Genomic DNA, 22,926 nt, shown 5'->3' with positions numbered 1-22,926 from the left:
CATCAGGGAGCGGATCGATGTACGTTGAGCGGATCGACTGGGCGGAGCAACGCAACGGCGTCGCGGTGGCGCGACATCCGGGGATCGACGGCACCGTCGATGCGCTGACGCCGTTCCTGTCCCCGCAGCACCGCTTTCTGCGCGCCGCCTGGTTCGGTGCAGTCGATGACCGCGATGCCGCGACGCTGATCGCCTGGCGCGGTGACGACACTCCGTTAGCGGCGATCCCGACCATCGGATTCGGCCCGGCGCTGGTCGGTGCGCGGACCGTGCCGGGCAGCTATTGGCCGTTCCGCGGACTACCGATCGCGGCGGATGCTACCGCCGAGGAGCTTTCCGACTTCCTTGCCCATCCGGTGGCACTCGGCGCGCTGGGGCAGGTGTGGCGGCTCGGCCCGACCTACGCCGATGATCCCGCGACGCAGCTCTTCTCACGCGCCGCCGCGATGGCCGGGTGGACGGTGCTGTCGCGCCCGCTGGGCCAGACCTTCATCTTCGACCCGGCGACCGGCTGGCCGCGCGCATCGACGCGGCGGCGGCTGGCCAATTACGCACGGCAGCTCGAGCAACAGGGCGCGGTCACGATCGACTCCGTGCGCGGAGCCGGGTGGAGTGCGGCGTTGCTCGACGATCTCGGCGCGATCGAGCAGGCGAGCTGGGTCGGGCGCGCCACCGACGGCACGGGCGCCAAATTCCTGTCGGAAACGCGCCGCGCCGACTGGCACCGCGTGCTGAGCGATCCGGTGCTGGCCGAGATGCTCATGGCCACCGTGCTGCGCGTCGATGGGCGGCCGATCGCCTTCTCGTTCGACCTGCTGACCCCGCCGGTCCAGTACAGCATCGCCAGCAGCTATGACGAAGCCTTCGCCGCCTATCGCCCGGGCAAGCTGGTGACCGCGCATCTGGTAGGCCAGGCCGAAGCGCTGGACATCGACCGGATCGATTTCGGATCGGGCGACTCCGGTTACAAGCGCGAGATGGGCGCAGAAGCGGGATCGCGGATCGTCGACCTGTTGCTGGTGCGCAACCGCGCGGCGTCGTCGTTGCTCCAGCTGCGCTGGGGCCCGGAATGCACCATCGCCGGCGAAGCCTATCGCACCGCCAGCCTGCTCCGCCACGCCGCCCGCGCGCGCAAGGGGCGCAGCCGGATCGACATGCTTATGGCGATGGGCGCGATCGCGGCGGCGGCGATCAGCGTCGGGGAATAGCGCGCGGCCGAAGCCGATCAGCCCCGGCCCGTCACATAGGGTCGCGCGAACAAATACATGCCGGTTACGATCAGCAGCGCGAGCGGCAGTAGCGGCGCATAGGTGATCGCGGCAGGCGGCGGGCCGAACGCCATGGCGATGAAATTGGCGGCGACGCTGAGCGTCAATGCCAGACCAAGCCAGCGATGGCTCGCGGGGATCCAGTGATGTCGCATCATCGGCCCCCTCAGCGCTCGACCAGCTTCCAGCCATTGCCGGAAGGATCACGAAAACTGGCATCGACCGCGCCGTAGCGCTCGACCGGTTCCTGGGTGAATTCGACGCCGCGCGCGCGCATCTCGGCATAAGCGGCGCGGCAATCCTTCACCGACAGCACGAGCGGGGGCATCGCGCCCTTTGCCACCGCCGCGTCGAGCGTCTGCGCCGTCGCATCATCAACCATTGGCGCACCGGGCCTGAACAGACCGAGCTGGACGTCCTGCCCGGGATATTGCACGGTCAGCCAGCGAAAATTGCCGTTGCGCACATCGCTGTGCACGCGAAAGCCGAGCTTGCCGACATAGAAATCCAGCGCCTCATCCTGATCGCGCACATAGATGCCGGCGACCTGTACCCCTTCCATCGTCATTCCTCCTTACTGTGTGACGCCGGGGTAATGACAGCGGCGCGGCGGCGCTTCTCCGAAACTGCTATCTTGAGGTCAGGGCGCTCGGCGGCTCGGAGATAGCATTGCGGCATTGCGGGCGGACCGACCGGTGCCGCGCGCAATTGGGTGGGCGTCTTGCCGGTAATGTCGCGCACCGTGCGGCTGAAACTGCCGAGGCTGCTCCAGCCGGTCTGGAACGCGATATCGGTCACCGACGCGTCGGTCTCGCGCAACAAAGCCGCCGCCCGCTCGACCCGGCGGGTGAGCAGATAACGATGCGGCGGCATCCCGAACGCCTGACGAAAGGCGCGGGCGAAATGCGCCTGCGAAACGCCACTGACCCGGGCGAGCCGCGCCACTGGCCAATCCTCGTGCGAGGCGGCGTCGATACGATCGCGGGCACGCAATAGCCGCCGCAGCAAGAGCGGGTCCTGTACGATCGAAGGATGAGCTTCAGTCGGTTCGTTCATTGCCGCGCGATGATGCCTGCCCGCCGGGCGATGCACAACGCACGCTGTTCCCGCCAGGGGGTGGCGCGGCGCTGGGCGCGCGCTAAGGTAACGGTCGCAACCACACCCTCCCGCGTATCCGGAGCCGTCATGATCGCCAGCCGCCGCCAGTTTCTTGCCTCGACCGCCACGTTTGCCGCATTTCCCGCCCTGCCCGCCTGCGCGCAGGGCGCGCCGTCGGCGGATGCTGCAGCAGATGCGCTGCTGAGTGCGACCGCCGAACAATTGCTGACCAGTTCGCCGGAAAGCGCGACCTCGCTCGGCATCGACAAGGGCGAGCGCGCGCATCTGCGGTCGATGGTCGAGGATCGCAGCGTCGCGGGCCGCGCGAAGGTGGCTGAAGGGCTGCGCGCGCGGATCGCACAGCTCGACGCACTCGACCGCAACGCGCTGTCGCCGGTGATGCAGACCAATGTCGATGTCGTGCGGACCGCGTTTCAGGTCGGGGTGGACGGCATGGCGTTCGGCTATGGCGATGTCGCGGTCGGCGGGTGGCGTAACGCCCCTTATGTCGTCGTGCAGAATGTCGGGGCCTATCTCGACATGCCGCGTTTCCTCGACAGCGAGCATAAGGTGGAGAGCGCGGCGGACGCGGCGTCGTGGCTGGCACGGTTCGAGGGTTGGGCCGGACAGATCGACGGCGAGACCGAGCGGCTCAAAATCGCGTACGACAAGGGCGTCGTCGCGCCCGACTTCCTGCTCGACAAATGCCTGCGCCAGATCGCGCTGACCCGCGGTACCGATGCAGGCAAATGGGAGCTGGTCGAGAATTTCACCGGCAAGAAGGTCGTGACCGGCGATCAGGCGGTGGCGGCGGCGAAGCTAGCGGCGGGCAAGATCGCCCCGGCGCTCGACCGCCAGATCGAAGAACTCAAGCGCCATCGCGCCAAGGCCACGAGCGACGCGGGCGTGTGGAAGTTCCCGGATGGCGAGGCGTACTATGCCTGGGCGCTGCGCGCCGGCACCACGACGACGATGACGCCGGACGAGGTGCATCGTGCCGGGCAGGAGGAGCTGAAGGCGCTCCAGTCCGAGATGAATACCATCCTCAAGAAGCTCGGTTATTCCAAGGGAACGGTCGGCGCGCGGATGACCGCGCTCGGCAAGGATCCGAAGTTCCTCTACCCCGACACCGATGCCGGACGGCAGGAAATCCTCGCCTATATGACCAAGACGATCGAGGACATGAAGGCGAAGATGCCGCAGGCGTTCCACACGCTGGTGCGCGGCAATGTCGAGGTGAAGCGCCTGCCGCTGGCCGAAGAGCCGGGCGCGCCGGGTGCCTATGGCGGGGCGGGGTCGATCGACGGGACGGTGCCGGGGCGCGTCTGGCTCAACCTGCGCACCACGCATCTGCACACCAAATACAGCCTCGCCACGCTCGCCTATCATGAGGGTATTCCGGGGCATGCGTGGCAGGGCGAATATACGTTCAAGCTGCCGCTGGTGCGCTCGCTGCTGGGCTTCAACGCCTATAGCGAAGGCTGGGCGCTGTACGCCGAGCAATTGGGTGCGGAGCTGGGCGCATATGATGCCGACCCGGTCGGGCGGCTGGGCTATCTCCAGAGCCTCGCCTTCCGCGCCTGCCGTCTGGTGGTCGACACCGGGCTGCATGCCAAGCGCTGGACGCGGGCCCAAGCGATCGAATGGTTCGCCACCGCCAATGGATCGTCGGTCGAGGAAGTGAGCGGCGAGGTCGACCGCTATTGCAGCTGGCCGGGTCAGGCGTGCGGCTACAAGCTCGGTCACACCGCGATCAACCGGCTGCGGACCAAGGCGCAGCGCGAACTGGGTCCGCGCTACGATTTCCGCGCGTTCAACGATGCGCTCGTGCTGGGCGGCGGGGTGCCGATGAGCGTGCTGGAGCATGTGATCGACCGGCATATCGCCGGGCGGAAAGCCTGAGCGCCTAGCGCGCGTCTTCGGGGATCGCCCCTGCCCCGCCGCTGGAGCCCTGCTCCCCCGGCGCGGGCGGCACTGGCAGCGCGACCGGCTCGCTCCAGCCGGGGCGGCCGAGCTCCATGCGGCCGCGCGGGAGCGCTTCGGGCATCTCCTCACGAATGAACGCCAGCATCCCTTCCCGAATGTCGCAGCGCAGGTCGAAGGCGTTGGCGGCGTCGCGTGCGGTGACGAGCGCGCGGACCTCGATCGCGTCCGGGCGGGTGTCGGTCACCTGCAGCACAAAGCCGCGCCCGTCCCATCGTTCATTGGCGCGCACCAGCTCCTCGAGCCGCGCGCGCAGCCGGGAAATGTCGGCGGTGGGATCGAGCCAGAAAAAGGCGGTGCCATGCAGCTGGCTGGAATTGCGCGTCCAGTTCTGGAAACTTTCTTCGAGGAACTTGGAGACCGGCACCACCAGCCGTCGCTCGTCCCAGATCGCAACCACGACATAGGTCAGGCGGATTTCCTCGATCCGGCCCCATTCGCCGTCGATGATCACGACATCGTCGATGCGGATCGGTTCGGTAAAGGCCATCTGGATGCCGGCGATAATGTTCTTGAGCGCGGGCTGCGCGGCGGCACCGACCGCGAGGCCGGCAAGGCCGGCCGAAGCCATCAGCGTCACCCCGACCGATCGCACGCTGGGGATCGACAACAGCATCAGGCAGATGGTGACGAAGCCGACCAGAAACACCGCTACGCGCGTCAGGATCACGCTGCGCGTGCGGCGCCGGCGGGCGAGCAGATTGTCGGCGACGCTGATATCGGCGCTGAGTTCGACCGCCCGCCCACCCGCGCGGATCATGTTGACCGCCAGCCAGCCGAGGAGCAGCGGCACGATCATCCCGGCCGCCTGCCCCCAGAAGGCGCTCGCCCCTTCGCCCAGGTGCAGCAGCCGCCGGACCGATGCGAGCGCCAGTGCGACGAAGATCCAGCGCAGCGGCCGCTCCGCCCGGTCGACGAACACGTCGTCAATCGACTCGGGGGTGCGTGCGGCAAGGCGGCGCGCGACCCGGATCGCGATCCAGTGCAGCACAAGCGCCGCCACGACTGCGGCTGTCACAGTCAGCGCGTCAATGACGATGGGCGGCACGTCCCAGTGCGCGGGGAAAACTTGCTGCATTGCAACAGGAACCGGCTGCGAACGCGCCGGTTCCCGCTGCCATCATTTCTTGCCGAACAAGCCGCCTGCCATTCCGGCCAGATCGTTGAGCGGATTGCCGTCGCCGTCGCGGTCGAGCGCGCCGAGAATACCGGCCGCGCCGTCGGTCTGGAGCATCGTCGCGAATTTGCCGAGCGCGCCTTCGCCGCCGATCTGGGTGATGAGCTCCTGCATCTTGTCGAGCGGCAGGCCGGTCGCGGCCGCCGCACCCTCGGCGGTGTCGCCGGCCATCTGATGATGCCTGGCCAGCGCCTGCACCGCGGATTCGACATGTTCGGGCGACAGCCCGACCTTGGCCGCGAGATTGGTGAGGCCGTCGGTGCCGCCGACCTGGCCGAGAATGGTGTCGAGGATGCTCATCTGCGTCGCTCCTTGAATGGGGAAATGCCCCGGGCGATCCTACCCCAGCGGGTGGAGCACGTCGAGGCGAGCAAGCACAGCGCGGATGCCGTCATCGTCAGCAATGGCCAGGTCGATCGGGCGGGCATCGAGCCCCGGATCATGCGCGTTGAGGAATTCGAGCACGGCCGCATTGTCGCGCAGCCTTTCCCACACCAGCGTCGCCACTCGGCCCTGACGCGCCACCGCATCGGGTGCGAGGCGCGGCTTGTCGCTGTGGCGGCGGAACTGGCGGGTGCGGGGCTTGTCGGTTTCGGCGGGGGGTGGGTTCAGCATGGCGCGCGCGTCAGCGACCCTTCCTCGCCCAGCGCGCTGCGCAATACGCGGATGCGCTCGGCATAGCCGCTTGCGAGTCCGCGATGCGACCGGCTGGCGCACAGACAATCGGACGATTTGGCGCGCATCAGCGACACCTGATGCCGATAGAGGAGATAGTTGAGGTCCATATGGCGGCTCCTGTCATGTAAGCGGGAGCGCGAAGAATCTCTCAGTCGCCGGCGCCTACGGAGCATGTGCCGACGATGATCGACATATAGGGGCTGGCACCGGAAATAGCCAGCGATGGCCCGACCGGCGGCCGGGCCATCGCGGCCGATCAGGCGACCTCGGTCGCCTTGTTGCGACTCTGCGGCGCGGCCTGGCGCACGCCTTCGTCGACATGGGTTTCGAACTGCGCGAAATTGGCGACGAATTCGTCCACCAGCTTGGCGGCTGTCGCGTCATATTCGCCCTTGTCCGCCCAGGCCGCGCGCGGGTCGAGCATGTTGGGGTCGATGTCGCCGACCGCGACCGGGACCATGAAGCCGAAATTGGGATCGGGGCGGAACTCCGCATCCTTCAGGCTGCCGTCGAGCGCGGCGTTGAGCAGCGCGCGCGTCACCTTGATTGGCATGCGCTTGATCCCCGGCATGGTCGCCTTGCCGCCGCTCCAGCCGGTATTGACCAGCCAGCAATCGACCCCGCCCTTGGCGATCCGCTCCTTGAGCAGATTGCCATAGACCGACGGATGGCGCGGCATGAACGGCGCACCGAAACAGGTGGAGAAAGTCGCGCTCGGCTCGGTCACGCCGATCTCGGTCCCCGCGACGCGCGCGGTATAGCCCGAGAGGAAGTGATACATCGCCTGATCCGGCGTCAGCTTCGCGATCGGGGGCAGCACGCCATAGGCATCGGCGGTGAGGAAGATGATGTTCTTCGGCACCGGACCCAGATTCTTCTCGCTCGTATTCGGGATGAAGTCGAGCGGGTAGGAACCGCGGCTATTCTCCGCGAGGCTGTTGTCGTTGAAGTCGAGTTCGCGCGTCGCATCGTCCATCACGACATTTTCGAGCACCGTGCCAAAACGCTTGGTGGTCGCGAAAATCTCCGGCTCGGCCTCGGCCGACAGGTTGATCATCTTGGCGTAGCAGCCGCCTTCGAAGTTGAAGACTGCGGTGTCCGACCAGCCATGCTCGTCATCGCCGATCAGCGTCCGGCTGGCATCGGCCGACAGCGTCGTCTTGCCGGTGCCCGACAGGCCGAAGAACACCGCCGTGTCGCCATCCGGACCGATATTGGCCGAACAATGCATCGGCATGATGCCCTGTGGCGGGAGGAGATAGTTGAGCAGGCCGAACACGCTCTTCTTCATCTCACCGGCATAGGCGGTACCGCCGATCAGGATCAGCTTTTCGGTCAGGTTGACCGCGATCACGGTCTCGCTGCGGCAGCCATGCTTTGCCGGATCGGCGCGGAAGCTGGGCAGGTCGATGATCGTGTATTCCGCGACGAAATCGCGCAGTTCATGCGCTTCGGGGCGAACCAGCAGGGTGCGGATGAACTGGCTGTGCCAGGCGAGTTCGTTGACAACGCGCACGGTGACGCGATGCTCGGGCTGCGAGCCGCCATAGAGGTCCTGAACGAACAGCGTATCCTTGGTCCCGAGCGCGCTGAGGAAATCGGCCTTGAGCGCCGCGAAATGCTCCGGCGTCATCCCGACATTGGTGCTGCCCCACCAGACATTGTCCTCGGTCTCCGCATCGCGGACAATGAACTTGTCCTTGGCGCTGCGCCCGGTGTGCTTGCCGGTTTCGACGACCAGCGGCCCATCCTTGGCGAGGCGGCCCTCACCGCGACGCAGGGCATGCTCGACCAGTTGGGCAGGCAGCAGGTTCCAATGAATGGTGGCCCCGGCCGCGACGCCCAGCGCGTCGAGGCCGATCTTGGGGGTACGATCAGTCACGTCTCTCTCCTCGGCCGAGCCTCTCCGCACGGCATTGCATTCGTATGCGTGGAGTCGCGCATAGGCAGCGGCGGAAACGGGGGTCAACGCCAGTAACCGGTGTCAAAAGCGCGGTAACCGTCTATTTTTGGGTGACAACGCTGACCTGTTGCATCGGTGTGCGAACCGACCCGATCACGCCAAGCGCGAGCCAGTGATTGAGCATCGCCCCCGCCGCCACTGCCGCATCTTCCGGGACGAGTCGTTCGGCCAGACCTGCACAGATGTCGCCGAAGGTCGCACCGTGCAGCGCGCCGCTGAGTGCTTCGCCCTCATGGTCGGGGAGCAGGGCGAACACCGCTTCCTCGCCCTCGCGCCAGACCAGCAGCCAGTGGCGCGCTTCCAGCCGCTCGACGGTGGGTTGATCCGCGTCGTCCGCCAGCGACCGCCACAGGCAGGGCAGATCATGGGTCACAGGGCACAGCGCCGTCCCTGCGATCGGCTCCAGAACAAGTTGCTCCCAATCCGCCGCGTCGAAACCCGCCGTCGCCGCAGCAAAGCCGGCATGGGTCAGCGGCGCTTCGTCAGCGGCGGTAAAGGCGCATTGCATCGCCCATTCGAGCCAGGCGAGTTCCGCCACATCGGGGTCGTGGGCGAACAGCTCGGCGCAGGTGTCGGCGAACCCCTCCCCCGCCCGATCGATCGTCCACGCGGAGGGCGGATGCGCGATCAGATGGTGCGCTGCCGCCTGATGAAAGGCCTCTGCACCGACCAGCCGCGCAGTGCGCGGATAGGTTTCGCCCAGCACGTCGATCAGCCGCGCGCGATAGCCGTTGCGATAGACCGCCATCCCCGCCGCGCGGGTGGCGTCCAGGCCGGCCGGCAACGGCGCTTCATCGTCGTGCAGACAGGCGATAAAGGCGTCCTGAAGCTGGGCGAGCGCGGTCATGCCGCCGCCTCCAGCCGCGCGGTGGCGGCGATGGCGCGCGCCTGATCGAGTTCGGTCAGCAGTTCGGGCAGCGGCGGAATCGCGTCGTCGCGCTCGATCATCACCGCGACCGGCCCGAGCAGCGCCATCGCCCGCGCGAACAGCGCCCAGACGGCGTCACAGACCGGGCGGTCATGCGTGTCGATCACGATCTCCCCCGGCGTATGTCCGGCGAGATGCACCTGCCGCACCCGGTCGGCGGGGATGCCTGCGAGATAGTCGAGCGGGTCGAAGCCGTGGTTGCGGGCGCTGACGTAGATGTTGTTGACGTCAAGCAGAAGGTAACATCCGGTGCGGCGGCTCATCTCGGCAAGAAACTGCCATTCGGTGAACTCATCCTGCGGAAAGGACAGGTAGCTCGACGGATTTTCGAACAGCAGCGCGCGGCCCAACGCATCCTGAGCGCGGTCGATATTGTCGCAGACCAGATCGAGCGCATCGCGGGTCAGCGGCATCGGCAACAGGTCATGGCTGTTGTGCGCGCTGGTCCGCGTCCAGCACAGATGATCGGACACCCAGAGCGGATCGATGCGGTCGGCCAGCGTCCGGAGGCGGGCGAGATGGTCCGGGTCGAGGCCCTGTGCCGATCCGATCGACATCGACACGCCGTGCAGGATCACCGGCAGCTTCCCGCGCACCTGCTCCAGGATGCGCAGCGGACGGCCGCCATCGACCATGAAGTTTTCCGAAATCACCTCGACGAAATCGACCGCGACCTCGCCCTCGAGGAAATCGCGATAATGGTCGCGGCGCAGGCCGAGGCCAAAGCCGGCAAATGGCGTCACTGCATGCATGGCCTGCCCTCGACAACTGGGGAGACGATCCGGCGGGCTTGCGGTTGCGGGGGGAGCAGCCCGCCGGATCAGGCGGGATCAGCCGAGGTCGCCGATCGTCCCACCCTTGGAGAGGCATTCGCCGGCCTTCATCGCCTTGAAGCCATGGCCCTTGCACGCATTGTTGCCCTTGCACTGATGCTCGGTCGTCGCGCAGTCCGACTGGCCCTTGCAGCTGTGCAGGCCATAGCAATGCACCGTGTCGTTCGCACCGATCGCGCGGCCCTTGCTGCCTGCGGGCGTATCGGCGGCGAAAGCGGCAACCGAGCCCAGCGCGATGGCGGCGGCGGTGGCGGCGATGGATGCAGCAGTGCGCGTTGCGGTCTTCATATCCCATGTCCCTTGAGTTGAGCATCGTGCGAAAGCGCACTCCAACCAGTTCGCCGGACACGGTGCCGGGGTTACACCCGAAACAATTTTTCACGCGCTGTAACGCCCCTCCGTGTCGTCACGAATGAGCAGCCGTGCCGACGATCCTATGCGTGGGCACCGACCACAGCCGGAGACGATGACGATGACCACTTCCACGATTGCGCGCCTCGCCGGGCTCGCCGCCACCGCCGGACTCGCCGCAGCGCTCGGCACCGCACCCGCCGCCGCGCAGAAGCCCGAGATGGAAAAATGCTATGGCATCGCCAAGGCGGGCAAGAATGATTGCGCGGCGGGGCCCGGCACCAGCTGCGCCGGCACCTCGACCCGCGACTATCAGGGCAATGCCTGGAAGCTCGTGCCCAAGGGCACGTGCGCGAAGACCGAAACGCCGAAGGGCAACGGTTCGCTGACCCCGGTCCAGCGCTGATCCATTCGCACCCGACAGGATAATGAAATGCAGCGCATCGCATCTTTGTACGACCGGGCCGTCACGCTGGTCGGCTCGCGCACGGCAGAGGGCGTTGCGCTGCTGCTGGTGCGGGTCGCGCTCGCCGGAATCTTCTGGCGCGCGGGCCGCAGCAAGGTGGTGGAGGGGAGCTGGTTCGAACTCAGCGACGCCACCCGCTATCTGTTCGAGAATGATTACAGCGCGGTTCCGCTGCCGCCCGAACTCGCCGCGCCCATGGCGCTGATGGCCGAGCACCTGTTCCCTGCCCTATTGCTGATCGGCCTCGCGACACGGTTCTCGGCGCTCGCGCTGCTTGGCATGACGCTGGTCATCCAGCTGTTCGTCTATCCCGACGCCTGGTGGGCGACGCATGTCCTGTGGGTCGCGCTGGCGGGCATCCTGATCGTGCGGGGAGGCGGCATGGTCTCGCTCGACGCGCAGATCGCCAAGTGGCACCGTCGGCGGGGCTGATACCGGGTCAGGACGGCGGGGACGGCGATGATTGCAGATGAAGCCGGCTTCGTGCGGCTGATGATCGCCGCGCAGGCAGGCGACAGCCGCGCCTATACCGTGCTGCTGACCGAGGTGCAGCTGTGGCTGGAACGCTATTTCCGCCGCCGCGTCGCGCCCGGCCAGCTCGACGATCTGGTGCAGGAGGTGCTGCTGGCGCTGCATGCCAAGCGCGCGACCTGGGACGAGACGCGCGCGTTTCTGCCCTGGCTTGCGGCGATCGCCCGCTATCGCTGGGTCGATCATCTGCGCCGGGTCTATCGCTCCGCCGAGGACGCGCTGGAGGATCCGGATTCGGCCGAGGACAGCGACGAAGAGGCGGTGCTGGCGCGGATGAGCCTGGCGCGATTGTTCGTCCACCTGCCACAGGGCCAGTGCGAGGCGATCGAGCTGGTGAAGATCAAGGGGCTGTCCGTCACCGAGGCAGCCGAACGCAGCGGTCAGAGCGAAAGCCTGATCAAGGTGAATATCCATCGCGGTTTGAGAAAGCTCGCCGCGCTCGTAGAAGAGGCCGACTGACCATGACCCGCCCGCCCTCCCCCCTGATTGCGCAGCTCGCCAGCGAGCTCGAACCGGTGCGCCCGGTCCGCATGGCGCATGGCCGCGCGTTGCTGGCCTTGTCCGTGGCCGCAACCATTGGCGTCGTCGCACTGGGGCTGGGCCTGTGGTCCGGCCCGCTGCAGGGCGAGGCGGCGGGGATGTTCTTCGTCGCCAATGCGCTGATCGGACTTGTCGGGCTGGTCGCGGCACTCGCGGTCATCCGCATGGCCGGCCCGCGCGTCGGCGCGCGGCAGGACGGTGCGCGCTGGCTGCTCGCGGCGCTTGCGATCCTGCCGCTGGCGGCGGTGCTGCTTGCCGCGATCGAGGGACAGATCGACTGGCATGAACATGCGACCCACGGCCCGGAATGTTTCATCGCCGGGACCTGCGGAGGCGTTTTGGTTGCGATCGCGCTGGTCGCCTGGCTGCGACGCGGCGCACCGGTCGCCCCCAAGGTCGCCGGCTTTTACACCGGCGTTGCCGCCGGCGCGCTGGGCAGCTTTGCCTATGGCCTGTCGTGCCCGGTGGATTCGATCGGCCATCTCGGCATCTGGCACGTCGCGCCCGTCGCCGTATCCGCGGCGCTGGGGCGGTTCATCGTCCCACGCTGGGTGCGGTGGTAGGCGGAATGCCCCTCCCTTGTTGAGCCGCGCGGCACATTCCGCTACCCCGCGTGCATGACCGCAACGATTGCGCTGGTCGATGACGACCGCAACATCCTGACGTCCGTGTCGATCGCGTTGCAGGCCGAGGGGTTTGTGACGCGTGTCTATTCGGATGGCGAGGCGGCGCTGAAGGCGCTGGTCGACAATCCGCCCGAGCTGGCGGTGCTCGACATCAAGATGCCGCGCATGGACGGGCTGGAGCTGCTGCGGCGGCTGCGCGAGAAGAGCCAGATCCCGGTGATCTTCCTGACCAGCAAGGATGACGAGCTGGACGAGGCGCTGGGTCTCGCCATGGGCGCGGATGATTATATCGCCAAGCCGTTCAGCCAGCGGCTGCTGATCGCCCGCATCCGCGCGATTTTGCGCCGGACCGAGCTGGTCGCGGCGACCGCGCAGGGCGAAGAGGCGCCGGCGGCCGAGGCGCAGCCGGTGATCGAGCGCGGCCCGCTGACGATGGACCCGGCGCGGCACAAGGTGACGTGGAAGGGCGACAATGTGACGCTGACCGTCACCGAATTCATGATCCTCGAAACGCTCGCCCAGCGGCCCGGCATCGTCAAGACGCGCAACCAGCTGATGGATGCGGCGTATCAGGACGACATCTACGTCGATGACCGCACCATCGACAGCCATATCAAGCGCGTGCGCCGCAAGTTCCGGCAGGTCGATCCGACATTCGACGCCATCGAGACGCTCTATGGTGCCGGATATCGCTTCTCCGACGAATAGACCCGCCACGACGCGGGAAGAGCGCGACCTGTCGCTGCGCTGGTCCGGCCGGGTCAGCCTGACGCCGCGCATCCTGGCGGTGAACATCTTTGCGCTGGTGATGCTGGCGGGCGGGTTCTTTTACCTCGACAGCTATCGCGCACGGATCGTCGACAGCCGCGTCGAACAGGCGAGCCGCGAGGCGCGGCTGATTGCCCAGGCCGTCGCGATGACCCCGCCCGATGACCGCACTGCTTTGGTCCGCCGGGTGGCGAGCGAGGCGGATATCCGCATCCGCCTCTATGATCGCGCCGGGCGCGTGACGCTCGACACGCGCGCGCTCGGCCTCAACAATTTCGTGCTGCGCGATCCCGACAAGGATCCGTGGAATCAGAGCGCGGCACGCTTCCTCGACGCGGTGATCGACACCGTCGCGGGGGCCGATCGCGACCAGCAGTTTCGCGAGCGCGCGCCGACCAAGGGGCTCGACTGGCCCGACCTCGCCGCAGCGCTGCGCACCGGCGAATCCAGCGCGACCGTGTGGCGCGCGCCCGATCGCACGCCGGTGATCACCGCCGCCGCACCCTATGGGCCGGAAGGGGCAGTGTTCACCAGTTCCAATGCGCGCGACATCACCCAGACCGTCCGGGTGGAGCGGTTCCGGCTGGGGCTGGTGCTGGCATTTACGGCTGGCCTGTCGATCTTCCTGTCGCTGTTCCTGGCGCGCACCATCGTCCGCCCGCTGCGTCGGCTCGCCCGCGCCGCAGTGCGGGTGCGGCTGGGGCGTGCGCGCGAAGTGGTGGTGCCGCGCCTGCCCGAACGGCGCGACGAGATCGGCCACCTCGCCCGATCGCTGTCCGATATGAGTCTCGCGCTGCGTGCGCGGATCGATGCGACCGAAGCCTTTGCCGCCGACCTGGCGCATGAGATCAAGAACCCGCTCGCCTCGCTCCGCTCCGCCGTCGACAGCCTGATGGCGGTGCGCGACCCGGCGTTGCAGACCCAGTTGCTGGCGGTGGTGCGCGACGATGTGCTGCGGCTCGACCGGCTGATCAGTGACATTTCGGAGGCGTCGCGGCTCGACGCACAGCTGTCCCGCGCCAAGTTCGATCCCGTCGATCTGGGCGCGATGCTCGCCGCGATGGTCGAGCAGCGCACGGCGCGCGGCCTCGAACGCGACATTCGCCTGCGCTTTGACGCGCCGATCGGGCCGACACCGAAGGTGATGGGCGAAGGCGCCCGGCTGGAACGGGTCTTCGCCAATCTGATCGACAACGCCGTGTCCTTTTCCCCCGATGGCGGGACCGTGGCGCTGTCGCTGATCACGTCCGGCGAGATGCTGGAGGCACGGGTCGAGGATGAGGGGCCGGGGGTGCCGGAAGAGGCGCGCGAAGCGATCTTCCGTCGCTTCCACACCGACCGGCCAGAGGGCGAGGCGTTCGGCAAACATTCCGGACTGGGGCTTGCGATTGCGCGGACCATCGTCGAAGGCCATCAAGGAACGATCGGCGTCGAAACGCGCGAGGACCGGATCCAGGGCGCGCGCTTCGTCGTCCGCCTGCCGTTCGTGCAGGCGGGGTGAGAGAGCTGGGAGTTAGAAGCGTGGCGATCCTGTCTTCCGAAACGCTGCACGCGTCCTGCGTCGCGATCGATGGGCGCGCCGTGCTGATCGAGGGCCGTTCGGGCGAGGGCAAGTCCGATCTGGCACTGCGCCTGATCGATCGCGGGGCGGCGCTGGTCGCGGACGATTATACGATCTGCACGCGGCGCGACGGCGTGCTCCATGCCAAATCTCCAGCGACGATCGCGGGCAAGATCGAAGTGCGTGGGATCGGCCTTGTCACCCTGCCCCATAGCGACAGCGCGCCGGTCGCACTGCTGATCACGATCTTCGACGATCCGCCGCGCATGCCTGAAGGGCCGCAATTGCGGAAGATCGCGGGGGTCGACGTGCCGTGCGTCGCGCTGCCCGCACTCGAACCGTCCGCACCGATCAAGGTCGAACTGGCGCTGCGCCACCTGACGGAGCTGAAGCGATGAACAAGCGGCGACCGAAGCAGATCCTGCTCGTCACCGGCATGTCGGGCGCGGGCAAATCGACCGTGCTGCGCACGCTCGAGGATCTTGGCTGGGAGGTGGTCGACAATTTGCCGTTGCTGCTGCTCAACCGCCTCCTCGACACCGACCCGCCCGAGGGCAGCGACGGCGATGATCGTCCGCTCGCGCTCGGCATCGGCACCCGCACGCGCGCATTCGACGCCGACAGCATCGTGCGCCGCATCAAGAAGCTGCGCGACGAGCGCGGCTATGACATGGGCACCCTGTTCCTCGACTGTGCGGGCGCGGAGCTGGAGCGGCGCTATTCGGAGACGCGCCGTCGCCACCCGCTCGCGCTCGACCGGCCGGCGGGCGACGGGATCGTGCGCGAGCGCGAATTGCTTCAGCCGCTGCGGCGCTGGGCCAACCGCGTCATCGACACGACCAGCCTGTCGTCGAACGAACTGGCGCAACAGATCCGTTCGACCTTTTCCGGACGCGGCCTGGGCGAGACGGTGGTGTCGGTGACGTCGTTCGGCTTTGCGCGTGGCGTGCCCACCAGCGCCGATCTGGTGCTCGACATGCGTTTCCTGCGCAATCCGCACTGGGTCGAATCGCTGCGCCCCGGCACGGGCAAGGACGCCGATGTTGCCGCCTATGTCGCCGGAGATCGCGCCTATCCCGAAGCGATCACGCGGATCGAGGAGCTGCTGCTGCTGCTGCTCCCCCGCTATCAGGCGGAGGGGAAATCCTATGTTACCATCGCCTTTGGCTGTACCGGCGGGAGACACCGGTCGGTCCATGTTGCCGAACGCGTCGCTGCGCGGTTGCGCGAAGCGGGTTTTTCGCCCACGGTAACCCATCGTGACTTGCAAACCGCGCCGCAGGACTCGCTAGAAGGCCCGCCGGCTGCAAGATGAACCGCATGGGACAAGCGTAGAGACATGATTGGACTGGTACTCGTGACGCACGGGCGGCTCGCGGAGGAGTTCGTCGTCGCGATGGAGCATGTCGTCGGTCGTCAGGACCGCATCGCCACCATTTGTATCGGCCCCGAGGACGATATGGAGGAGCGGCGCGCGGATATCGCCAAGGCGATTGTCGCGGTCGATGGCGGGCGCGGCGTGATCCTGCTGACCGACCTGTTCGGCGGCACCCCGTCGAACCTGGCCATTTCGCTGCTGGAGGCGGGCAAGGTCGAAGTGATTGCGGGCATCAACCTGCCCATGCTGATTCGCCTGGGCGGCGCGCGCAAGACGATGAAGGTGACCGAGGCCGTCGCCGCCGCGCGTGAGGCGGGCAAGAAATATATCACCGTCGCCTCCGAAGTGCTTGGCGAGGCTGCCGCTTGAGCCGGGTCAGCCGCACTGTCCTGATCGCCAATCGTCGGGGACTGCACGCACGCGCCAGCGCGAAATTCGTCACGCTCGCCTCGTCCCTGCCATGCGAGCTGACCGTTGAGAAGGACGGCAACGCGGTCACCGGCACGTCGATCATGGGCCTGATGATGCTGGGCGCGGCGATGGGCGACACGATCACGATCAGCGCAGCCGGCGACGGCGCCGAGGACGCGGTGCTGAAACTGGTCGAACTGGTCGAAGATCGCTTCGGCGAGGATTGATGCCGCGCGAGATCACCGCCTTTTCCAACCCGCTGGTCAAGCGGGTCCGCAGCTTGCGCGACAAGAAGCATCGTCGCGACGCGGGGCTGTTCCTCGCCGAAGGGCTGCGCATCCTGACCGAGGCGCGCGAGGCGGGGCATCTGCCGGCCTATCTGTTCTTCGCCAAGGGGCATGACGGACATCCGCTGGCGCAGGAGCTGATCGCCGCGACCGAGGCTGCGGGCGGTGAGGTCATCCAGACGGATAACGACATCCTGTCCAAGCTGTCGGGCAAGGATAACCCGGGCGCCGTGGTGGGTGTCTATGCCGAACTGTCCACCGACCTTGCCCGCATCGACCGCACCGCCGCGCCGCTGTGGCTGGTCGCCGAGCGGCTGCGCGATCCGGGCAATCTCGGCACGATCCTGCGTACGGCCGACGCGGTCGGCGCGGGCGGGCTGATCCTGGTCGACGAGTGCGTCGACCCGTTCAGCGTCGAGGCGGTGCGCGCGAGCATGGGCGCGCTGTTCACGATCCCGATCGCGCGCGCGCCATGGGCGGAGTTCCACACCTGGCTGCGTTCCGGCCCCGGCCAGCTGGTCGGCCTCGCGCTGGAGGGCGCGGTCGATTACCGCGCGCCGGACTTTGCCGCACCCGTGTTCCTGCTGACCGGGAACGAGGCGCAGGGGCTCCCCGCCGACTATGCCGCGGTATGCGATGTGCGCGTGAAAATCCCGATGCTGGGCAAGGCCGACAGCCTCAACGCCGCCGTCGCGACGGCAGTGATGGCCTACACTGTTCTCGACCGAATCCGTCCGTTGGATTGAGCGGCGACGTGTTGCAGTTTGGCGACACCTGACCCGCTCCGTCGATACGTGCTTGGAACAAAACCCCGATTCCGTGCGTCGAACCGAGCAAGTCTGGAGACGAGCCGATGTTTTACGACACGACCCCCTTCACCGCCGCCAATAGCGGCTATCGCATTGCCTTTCGCCCGGGTGAGCAGAATATCTGCCCTGGATGCGGCCAATCCCAGTGGTCCATCGGGCGGATGACCGCCGAATGCGCCTTTTGCGCCACCGCGCTGCCGATCAACAATGGCGGCAGCTTTGGTGCGGGGACGTTCCGCGTCAGCGAGAAGGCCAAACCGCTCGCTGCCTAAAACCGCGCGGGGAGGTTGGTAAGCCGCCTCCCCCGCGCTATGCGCGACGCATGACTGGCGCCACGCTCACCCTCTACAACAGCCTCACCCGCGCGAGCGAAGCCTTCGCGCCGATCGACCCCGCCAAGGGCGTGCGCGTCTATTCGTGCGGGCCGACGGTCTATAGCGACCCGCATCTCGGCAATCTGCGCGCCTATGTCTTTACCGATACGCTCAGCCGCGTGCTGCGGTGGAAGGGCCACGCCCTTACCCATGTTATCAACATTACCGATGTCGGCCATCTGACCTCCGACGCCGATGCAGGCGAGGACAAGATGGAGGCGGCGGCGAAGAAGCGCGGCCTGAGCGCGTGGGATATCTCGCGCCACTATGCCGACGTGTTCCGCCGCAACCTGCGCGACCTCAACATCCGCACCCCCGATCACATGCCGCTGGCGACCGATTACGTCGCCAAGATGATCGCGTTCGCCAAGGGCATTGCCGACCAGCATTGCTACCAGCTCGATAGCGGCCTGTATTTCGACAGCAGCACCGTGCCCGACTACGGCAAGCTGTCGGGCGGGCAGGACGATGCGGGTGAAGGCCGGATCGAGAGCGTCGAGGGCAAGCGCCACCCGCAGGACTTCGCAATCTGGCGCACCACCCCGCCGGGCGAGACGCGGCAGATGGAGTGGGATTCACCCTGGGGCCGCGGCGCGCCGGGCTGGCACCTTGAATGCTCGGTGATGAGCGCCGAGCTGCTCGGCCTGCCGTTCGACATCCACACCGGCGGGATCGACCATCGCGAGATCCACCACGTCAACGAAATCGCGCAGAATCAGGCGCATTGCGGTTGCGCGAATTCGGGCGCGAAGATCTGGATGCACAACAATTTCCTCGTCGATCGCGGCGGGAAAATGTCGAAGTCCAAGGGCGGCATCGCCACGCTCGACGCGCTGGTGGCAAAGGGCGTGCATCCGCTCGCCTATCGCCTGATGTGCCTGAGCGCGCATTATCGCAGCGAGCTGGAGTTCAGCGGCGAGAATCTGATGGCGGCGCTCGTGCGACTACGGCGGCTGGTGCTCGCGGCGGAGAAGTTCCGCGCGACCGAGGGCAAGGGTGGCGGCAACGCGGCCAGCTATCTCGAGCGGCTCGACGCGGCGATGTCGGACGACCTCAACACCCCCAAGGCGCTGCCGGTGCTCGAGGAATTGCTCGCCGACAAGCAATTGGGCCAGGAAGCGCGGCTGATGACGCTGACGCAATTCGACACCGCGCTCGGCCTCAACCTGCTCGACCTCAGCCGCGCCGACCTGCGCGTCCGCCCGGCAGATGCACTGGTCACCGAAGCGGAGATCGAAACGCGACTGGCGCAGCGGAAAGAAGCCCGCGCCGCGAAAGACTTCGCTCGATCAGACGCGATCCGCGACGAGCTGATCGGCGCGGGAGTCGAGGTGATGGACGGCGACCCGATCGGGTGGGACTGGCGGGTGGAGGTCTAGGGTCGGACGGCCTTGATTAGTGGCAATCAGATAGATGCCCAGGTACTGATCCAATCATGTCAGATGAAGCAGCCTGCCAGATGTGCGGTACAAGCGACCTACACATGGTCGTGCAGCACGGAAGCTATATCCTAGCCTGCAAGGCCTGCGGTGACGGCCCGGCAAGCAGCTTCGTTTCCGTAGCCCGGCATCTCACTGGCTTCTATCGAGCCGCGATCATTGATGAAAATTGGAACGAGATCGGACCTGTTGACGAAGGAAGTGGCCCTGACTTCATGGAGAAGGTCCGTAACGTCGCACAATCGGGTGCCAAGGTACTGATCACGCCGCTGGATAACTAAGGCCTAATCCGAGGTGGCTAGCCGACCGGCGACTCGCCTCCCTCAAACAAACCCCAGATTCGTCGTCGAGTAGTTCCCGATATTCGGCAGCACCGTCGACATATTCCCCGCCGACACCCCGAACCAGCTCGCCAGCGTCGCGGCATATTGATCGACCGAGGTCGTGGGCAGCAGCCGCCCCTGCCCGACATCACTCGGCGTATTGTGCCCGAAATCGGGGGCGGTGCCGTAGATGCGCCCGCCATTGACCGCGCCGCCCAGCACAAAGTGCATCGACCCCCAGCCATGGTCGGAGCCGTCGTCATTCTGCGTCAGCGTGCGGCCGAAATCAGATGCGGTGAAGCTGGTCACCTTGTCCGCGATGCCCAGCGCGTTGGTGGTGTCGTAAAAGGCGCGCATCGCGTCGGCGACGCGGCCGACCAGGGTCGGGTGATCGCGCACGAGGAAATCGTGCATGTCCCAGCCGCCGAGCGAGACGAAGAACACCTGCCGCTTCGCGCCCAGTTCCTGAGACACCGAAATCAGCCGCGCGACGATCTTGAGCTGGTCCGCCAGCGAGTTGCCGGTCGGGAACAGCGTGAAGTTCGCCGCCGGTGCGCTGCCAAGCGCGCCATTGACCTGCGCATAGAGGTCGAGCGCGCGTTTCGACACGGTGGCGTGTTCGTTGGCGATCAGGTTCGCCTGTGCCCCGCCCATCAGCGTCCGCAGCGTGCTGGCGGCGGTGGCCGATCCGAACAGCGTCGATGCGCCGTTGATCAGCGCGGTCGGGCCGTTGGTTCCGGTGACATACTGGATCGAACTGCGCCCCGACAGATACACCGCATTGCCCGACGCGCTGATACAGGTCAGCGCGCTGGTGCCGTTACCGCTCTGCAGCAGGTCCCCGATCCGCCCGCCCCAGCCCGATGTCGCGCCCTCCGCGCTCGATGCCTGCCAATAGCTTTGCTGGTCGTTGTGGCTGAACAGCTTGGGCGGCAGCGCGACCGAGCGGGCGTTATACTCGGCCTTGGTCGTCGGCCGCACCAATGTGCCGACATTGAGCACCGGGGCAAGCTTGCCCGCGTTGAACAGCGGCAGCAGCGACGCCATGGCCGGCGCGAGCGCGAATTGCCGCCCGCCGAGTGAATTGCCCGGGTTGAGCAGGGTCGCGGTCAGGCTGTCGCGCGTGTGGCCCAGCGTCGGGCGCTGTGCGAGATAGGCGGCATGGGTCGCGCTGTCATAGGGCGGCAGCGTGTTGGCGTAATCATTGCCGCCATAGAGGAAGATGCACACCAAAGCCTTGTAATCGCTGGCGACCGCCGCCGATGCCTCGCCGATCGCGGCAAGCTGGGTGACGAAGGGCGCGGCGGCACCCGCTGCACCGAGTGCGGCGGTGCGCTTGAGGAAGGCGCGGCGCGATTGGTTCTGGTCCATGTCCCGGCCCCTCACTTGCACGTCAGAAATTCGGGCGACGCCATCGTCAGCAGGACGGCGATCGCGATGCGGTTATTGGTGTTGGTCGAGCTGTCCACCGCGGCGCGGATCGCGGTTACCGTGGCGCTCGACAGCTGCCCCGCCGCCAGCCACAAATTGACCCGGTCGACCAGTGCCGCGCTGTCCGATGCCAGGCTGGAAACCCCGCCATAATCGGTGCGCAGGTCGGTCGTGTTGTTCACCACCGCCTGCATATAGTTCACATAGCCGACGACGCTGATTTCATTGGTGATCTGCAATTCCGGCGCGACCAGCCCGGCGGTGGCGATGGGCGTATTGGGCGGGGTGTAGCCGGGGCGGAAGAAGTTGAAGACCGACGGGCTGCGTCCCATCGATTGCGCCAGCCGGTTGGTGCCGCTGCTGGTATTCCCCGTCGTCCAGTTGCCCGACACGCTGGTCGCGCCGAATGCGCGCGCCCAGCCGGTCAGGCGCATCACCGGTTCGCGCAGCTTGCCCGCGCTGGCCGCACTCGGCTCGGTCCGCGCCTCGCTGTCCATCAGGATCGCGCGGATCACCGCCTGCATGTCGCCGCGCACGCCCGAGCCGTTATCGGCGAACTTCGCCGCGACGCGGCCGACATAGGCCGCCGAGGGGTTGCTGGTGATCAGCCGCTGGATCAGCTGTTTCGACACGAACGGCGAGACGTTGGGGTGCGCGAAGATCGTGTCGAGCGCCTGTTTGACCGCATCGGCTCCTGACACCCCCGCCGGCACATCGGTGCCGAGGAAGCTTGACGCGCCAGTCTCATGCTGGCCGGTGTTGAAGATCATCGCCCGGCGATACCGGTCGGGCGTACTATTGTCCGAACTGTCGAGCACGAGGCCGGTGAACACCCGCGCCAGCCCCGACACATCCGCCGGGGTATAGGTTTCGATCGGTTGCCCGCCCGACGTCACCACGCTGCCATCCATGTTGAGCCGTTGCAGGCCGATGGTGAACAGCTGCATCAGCTCACGCGCATAATTCTCGTCCGGGACCGATCCGGTGCGGCTGTCCGCCTTGCGGTTACCGAGATAGGTCAGGAACGACCCCATTGCGGGGTTGTAGGTCACCCGCTCGATCAGCGTGCGGAAATTGCCGAACGCATTGTCCATGAGGATGTCGACATAGGCGGCCATCGCGAATTGCCGCCAGCTCAGGTTCACCCCGTCGATCCCGACCACCAGGATCTCGAGCAGCGCCATGCCGACGCGCTGGCGCAGCTGATCGCCCGCACCGGTCAGCTGGCTCCACATGGCATTGTCGAAGCCGTTCTGGTTATTGACGTTGGCCGCGTCGTTATAGCCCTTGCTGACCAGCCAGTCCCACAGGCTGGTCGGGCGCGGCTTCGCGAATTCGGCGGTGATCCATGCGTCATAACCGCGCGCCTGGACATCAGCGATGTCGGCGGCGGTCGCGCCCATGGTTGCCTGCGCCAGGAAGCGGCTGGCCTGTGCCGCGCTGATCGGCGCCGGGCTGGGGCTGGGCGTGGGCGTCGGCCCGGGCGTGGAGACCACCCCGCCCCCGCCGCCGCCACCCGAGTCACACGCCGCCAATGCCAGCGCGAGCCCGCTGACCCCGACCGCCGTGAAGCTGCCCCCCGCGCGTGCGACCTCACCGGCAGCCGACGGTTGCGGCGCGAGCGGTTCATCCAGCGCGATCAGCGGCGATTCCAGTTTGTCCATCGGTCCCACCCCGGACGCACGGCACCTCCCGCGCCATGT

General features: G+C 66.9%; 29 protein-coding genes. 16 read left to right on the top strand and 13 right to left on the bottom strand.

Going from position 1 to position 22,926, the window contains the following annotated elements; all coding sequences use genetic code 11:
- Positions 1–17: 17 nt before the first annotated feature.
- Complete coding sequence (locus tag ACRYLO_RS01805; protein WP_482658589.1) at positions 18–1,208, top strand: GNAT family N-acetyltransferase; 1,191 nt, start codon at positions 18–20, stop codon at positions 1,206–1,208.
- A 17-nt stretch (positions 1,209–1,225) separates the two neighbouring features.
- Here ACRYLO_RS01805 and ACRYLO_RS01800 read toward each other — a convergent pair whose 3' ends face one another.
- From ACRYLO_RS01800 to ACRYLO_RS01790, 3 genes are read right to left on the bottom strand one after another with little or no spacing between them, the layout of a single operon-like run.
- Positions 1,226–1,423, bottom strand: a complete 198-nt coding sequence (locus ACRYLO_RS01800) for a hypothetical protein (protein WP_482658588.1) — start codon at positions 1,421–1,423, stop codon at positions 1,226–1,228.
- An 11-nt stretch (positions 1,424–1,434) separates the two neighbouring features.
- Positions 1,435–1,830, bottom strand: a complete 396-nt coding sequence (locus ACRYLO_RS01795; protein ID WP_482658587.1) for a VOC family protein — start codon at positions 1,828–1,830, stop codon at positions 1,435–1,437.
- A 2-nt stretch (positions 1,831–1,832) separates the two neighbouring features.
- The gene (locus ACRYLO_RS01790; protein WP_482658586.1) at positions 1,833–2,324 is read right to left on the bottom strand and encodes a helix-turn-helix transcriptional regulator; all 492 of its coding nucleotides are present in this window, start codon (positions 2,322–2,324) and stop codon (positions 1,833–1,835) included.
- 129 nt (positions 2,325–2,453) lie between these two features.
- Between ACRYLO_RS01790 and ACRYLO_RS01785 the strand changes: the two genes are divergently transcribed.
- On the top strand, positions 2,454–4,268 hold the full coding sequence (locus ACRYLO_RS01785; protein ID WP_482658585.1) for a DUF885 domain-containing protein: 1,815 nt from the start codon (positions 2,454–2,456) through the stop codon (positions 4,266–4,268).
- A 4-nt stretch (positions 4,269–4,272) separates the two neighbouring features.
- Here the strand turns inward: ACRYLO_RS01785 and ACRYLO_RS01780 are convergent, their stop codons facing one another.
- From ACRYLO_RS01780 to bufA2, 8 genes are all read right to left on the bottom strand, one after another.
- Entirely contained in the window at positions 4,273–5,427 is a 1,155-nt protein-coding gene (locus ACRYLO_RS01780; RefSeq protein WP_482658584.1) for a mechanosensitive ion channel family protein, read from the bottom strand.
- 42 nt (positions 5,428–5,469) lie between these two features.
- Positions 5,470–5,826: a hypothetical protein gene (locus ACRYLO_RS01775; protein ID WP_482658583.1), complete on the bottom strand. Its 357-nt coding sequence runs from the start codon at positions 5,824–5,826 to the stop codon at positions 5,470–5,472.
- A gap of 39 nt (positions 5,827–5,865) precedes the next feature.
- Complete coding sequence (locus tag ACRYLO_RS01770; RefSeq protein WP_482658582.1) at positions 5,866–6,141, bottom strand: hypothetical protein; 276 nt, start codon at positions 6,139–6,141, stop codon at positions 5,866–5,868.
- Entirely contained in the window at positions 6,135–6,311 is a 177-nt protein-coding gene (locus tag ACRYLO_RS01765) for a hypothetical protein (RefSeq protein WP_482658581.1), read from the bottom strand. Before ACRYLO_RS01765 ends, ACRYLO_RS01770 begins: the two co-directional genes overlap by 7 nt.
- Positions 6,312–6,460: 149 nt before the next feature.
- Positions 6,461–8,086, bottom strand: coding sequence for a phosphoenolpyruvate carboxykinase (locus ACRYLO_RS01760; RefSeq protein ID WP_482658580.1), 1,626 nt, complete (start codon positions 8,084–8,086; stop codon positions 6,461–6,463).
- Positions 8,087–8,207: 121 nt separating this feature from the next.
- Positions 8,208–9,014, bottom strand: coding sequence for an HvfC/BufC family peptide modification chaperone (locus ACRYLO_RS01755; protein ID WP_482658579.1), 807 nt, complete (start codon positions 9,012–9,014; stop codon positions 8,208–8,210).
- Positions 9,011–9,847 carry an MNIO family bufferin maturase gene (gene bufB, locus ACRYLO_RS01750; RefSeq protein WP_482658578.1) on the bottom strand — a complete coding sequence of 279 codons (837 nt, stop codon included), beginning with the start codon at positions 9,845–9,847 and terminating at the stop codon, positions 9,011–9,013. The genes ACRYLO_RS01755 and bufB overlap by 4 nt, the downstream gene beginning before the upstream one ends.
- Before the next feature lie 78 nt (positions 9,848–9,925).
- Positions 9,926–10,216 (bottom strand): BufA2 family periplasmic bufferin-type metallophore, encoded by a 291-nt coding sequence (bufA2, locus tag ACRYLO_RS01745; RefSeq protein WP_482658577.1) that lies wholly within the window; start codon positions 10,214–10,216, stop codon positions 9,926–9,928.
- A 184-nt stretch (positions 10,217–10,400) separates the two neighbouring features.
- On the opposite strand from bufA2, the gene ACRYLO_RS01740 reads away from it, so the two are divergent.
- From ACRYLO_RS01740 to ACRYLO_RS01675, 14 genes are all read left to right on the top strand, one after another.
- Entirely contained in the window at positions 10,401–10,685 is a 285-nt protein-coding gene (locus ACRYLO_RS01740) for a BufA1 family periplasmic bufferin-type metallophore (protein ID WP_294018519.1), read from the top strand.
- A 27-nt stretch (positions 10,686–10,712) separates the two neighbouring features.
- Positions 10,713–11,177, top strand: a complete 465-nt coding sequence (locus tag ACRYLO_RS01735; protein ID WP_482658576.1) for a DoxX family protein — start codon at positions 10,713–10,715, stop codon at positions 11,175–11,177.
- 27 nt (positions 11,178–11,204) lie between these two features.
- Complete coding sequence (locus ACRYLO_RS01730) at positions 11,205–11,735, top strand: sigma-70 family RNA polymerase sigma factor (RefSeq protein ID WP_482658575.1); 531 nt, start codon at positions 11,205–11,207, stop codon at positions 11,733–11,735.
- A gap of 2 nt (positions 11,736–11,737) precedes the next feature.
- Positions 11,738–12,379: a DUF1109 domain-containing protein gene (locus ACRYLO_RS01725; protein WP_482658574.1), complete on the top strand. Its 642-nt coding sequence runs from the start codon at positions 11,738–11,740 to the stop codon at positions 12,377–12,379.
- 54 nt (positions 12,380–12,433) lie between these two features.
- A complete protein-coding gene (locus tag ACRYLO_RS01720) occupies positions 12,434–13,150 on the top strand; it encodes a response regulator (RefSeq protein ID WP_482658573.1) in 717 nt (238 codons plus the stop codon).
- Positions 13,119–14,711 carry a sensor histidine kinase gene (locus ACRYLO_RS01715; protein ID WP_482658572.1) on the top strand — a complete coding sequence of 531 codons (1,593 nt, stop codon included), beginning with the start codon at positions 13,119–13,121 and terminating at the stop codon, positions 14,709–14,711. The genes ACRYLO_RS01720 and ACRYLO_RS01715 overlap by 32 nt, the downstream gene beginning before the upstream one ends.
- A 20-nt stretch (positions 14,712–14,731) precedes the next feature.
- Positions 14,732–15,169, top strand: coding sequence for an HPr kinase/phosphorylase (locus ACRYLO_RS01710; protein WP_482658571.1), 438 nt, complete (start codon positions 14,732–14,734; stop codon positions 15,167–15,169).
- Positions 15,166–16,086, top strand: a complete 921-nt coding sequence (gene rapZ / locus ACRYLO_RS01705; protein WP_482658570.1) for an RNase adapter RapZ — start codon at positions 15,166–15,168, stop codon at positions 16,084–16,086. Before ACRYLO_RS01710 ends, rapZ begins: the two co-directional genes overlap by 4 nt.
- Positions 16,087–16,110: 24 nt before the next feature.
- A complete protein-coding gene (locus tag ACRYLO_RS01700; protein ID WP_294019393.1) occupies positions 16,111–16,518 on the top strand; it encodes a PTS sugar transporter subunit IIA in 408 nt (135 codons plus the stop codon).
- Positions 16,515–16,787 carry an HPr family phosphocarrier protein gene (locus tag ACRYLO_RS01695; protein ID WP_482658569.1) on the top strand — a complete coding sequence of 91 codons (273 nt, stop codon included), beginning with the start codon at positions 16,515–16,517 and terminating at the stop codon, positions 16,785–16,787. Before ACRYLO_RS01700 ends, ACRYLO_RS01695 begins: the two co-directional genes overlap by 4 nt.
- Positions 16,787–17,593 carry a TrmH family RNA methyltransferase gene (locus tag ACRYLO_RS01690; RefSeq protein WP_482658568.1) on the top strand — a complete coding sequence of 269 codons (807 nt, stop codon included), beginning with the start codon at positions 16,787–16,789 and terminating at the stop codon, positions 17,591–17,593. The genes ACRYLO_RS01695 and ACRYLO_RS01690 overlap by 1 nt, the downstream gene beginning before the upstream one ends.
- Before the next feature lie 107 nt (positions 17,594–17,700).
- The gene (locus ACRYLO_RS01685) at positions 17,701–17,928 is read left to right on the top strand and encodes a hypothetical protein (protein ID WP_482658567.1); all 228 of its coding nucleotides are present in this window, start codon (positions 17,701–17,703) and stop codon (positions 17,926–17,928) included.
- 50 nt (positions 17,929–17,978) lie between these two features.
- Positions 17,979–19,409 carry a cysteine--tRNA ligase gene (cysS, locus tag ACRYLO_RS01680; protein ID WP_482658566.1) on the top strand — a complete coding sequence of 477 codons (1,431 nt, stop codon included), beginning with the start codon at positions 17,979–17,981 and terminating at the stop codon, positions 19,407–19,409.
- A 56-nt stretch (positions 19,410–19,465) separates the two neighbouring features.
- Positions 19,466–19,750 carry a hypothetical protein gene (locus ACRYLO_RS01675; protein ID WP_482658565.1) on the top strand — a complete coding sequence of 95 codons (285 nt, stop codon included), beginning with the start codon at positions 19,466–19,468 and terminating at the stop codon, positions 19,748–19,750.
- A 42-nt stretch (positions 19,751–19,792) separates the two neighbouring features.
- Here the strand turns inward: ACRYLO_RS01675 and ACRYLO_RS01670 are convergent, their stop codons facing one another.
- Positions 19,793–21,163, bottom strand: coding sequence for a DUF1501 domain-containing protein (locus ACRYLO_RS01670; RefSeq protein ID WP_482658564.1), 1,371 nt, complete (start codon positions 21,161–21,163; stop codon positions 19,793–19,795).
- Positions 21,164–21,174: 11 nt separating this feature from the next.
- On the bottom strand, positions 21,175–22,887 hold the full coding sequence (locus ACRYLO_RS01665; RefSeq protein WP_482658563.1) for a DUF1800 domain-containing protein: 1,713 nt from the start codon (positions 22,885–22,887) through the stop codon (positions 21,175–21,177).
- Positions 22,888–22,926: the final 39 nt, after the last annotated feature.

The organism is Sphingomonas sp. SDUR79 (assembly GCF_056821745.1).
The sequence above is the reverse complement of the archived record's forward strand: the minus strand, read 5'-3'. Positions and strand labels throughout refer to the sequence as shown.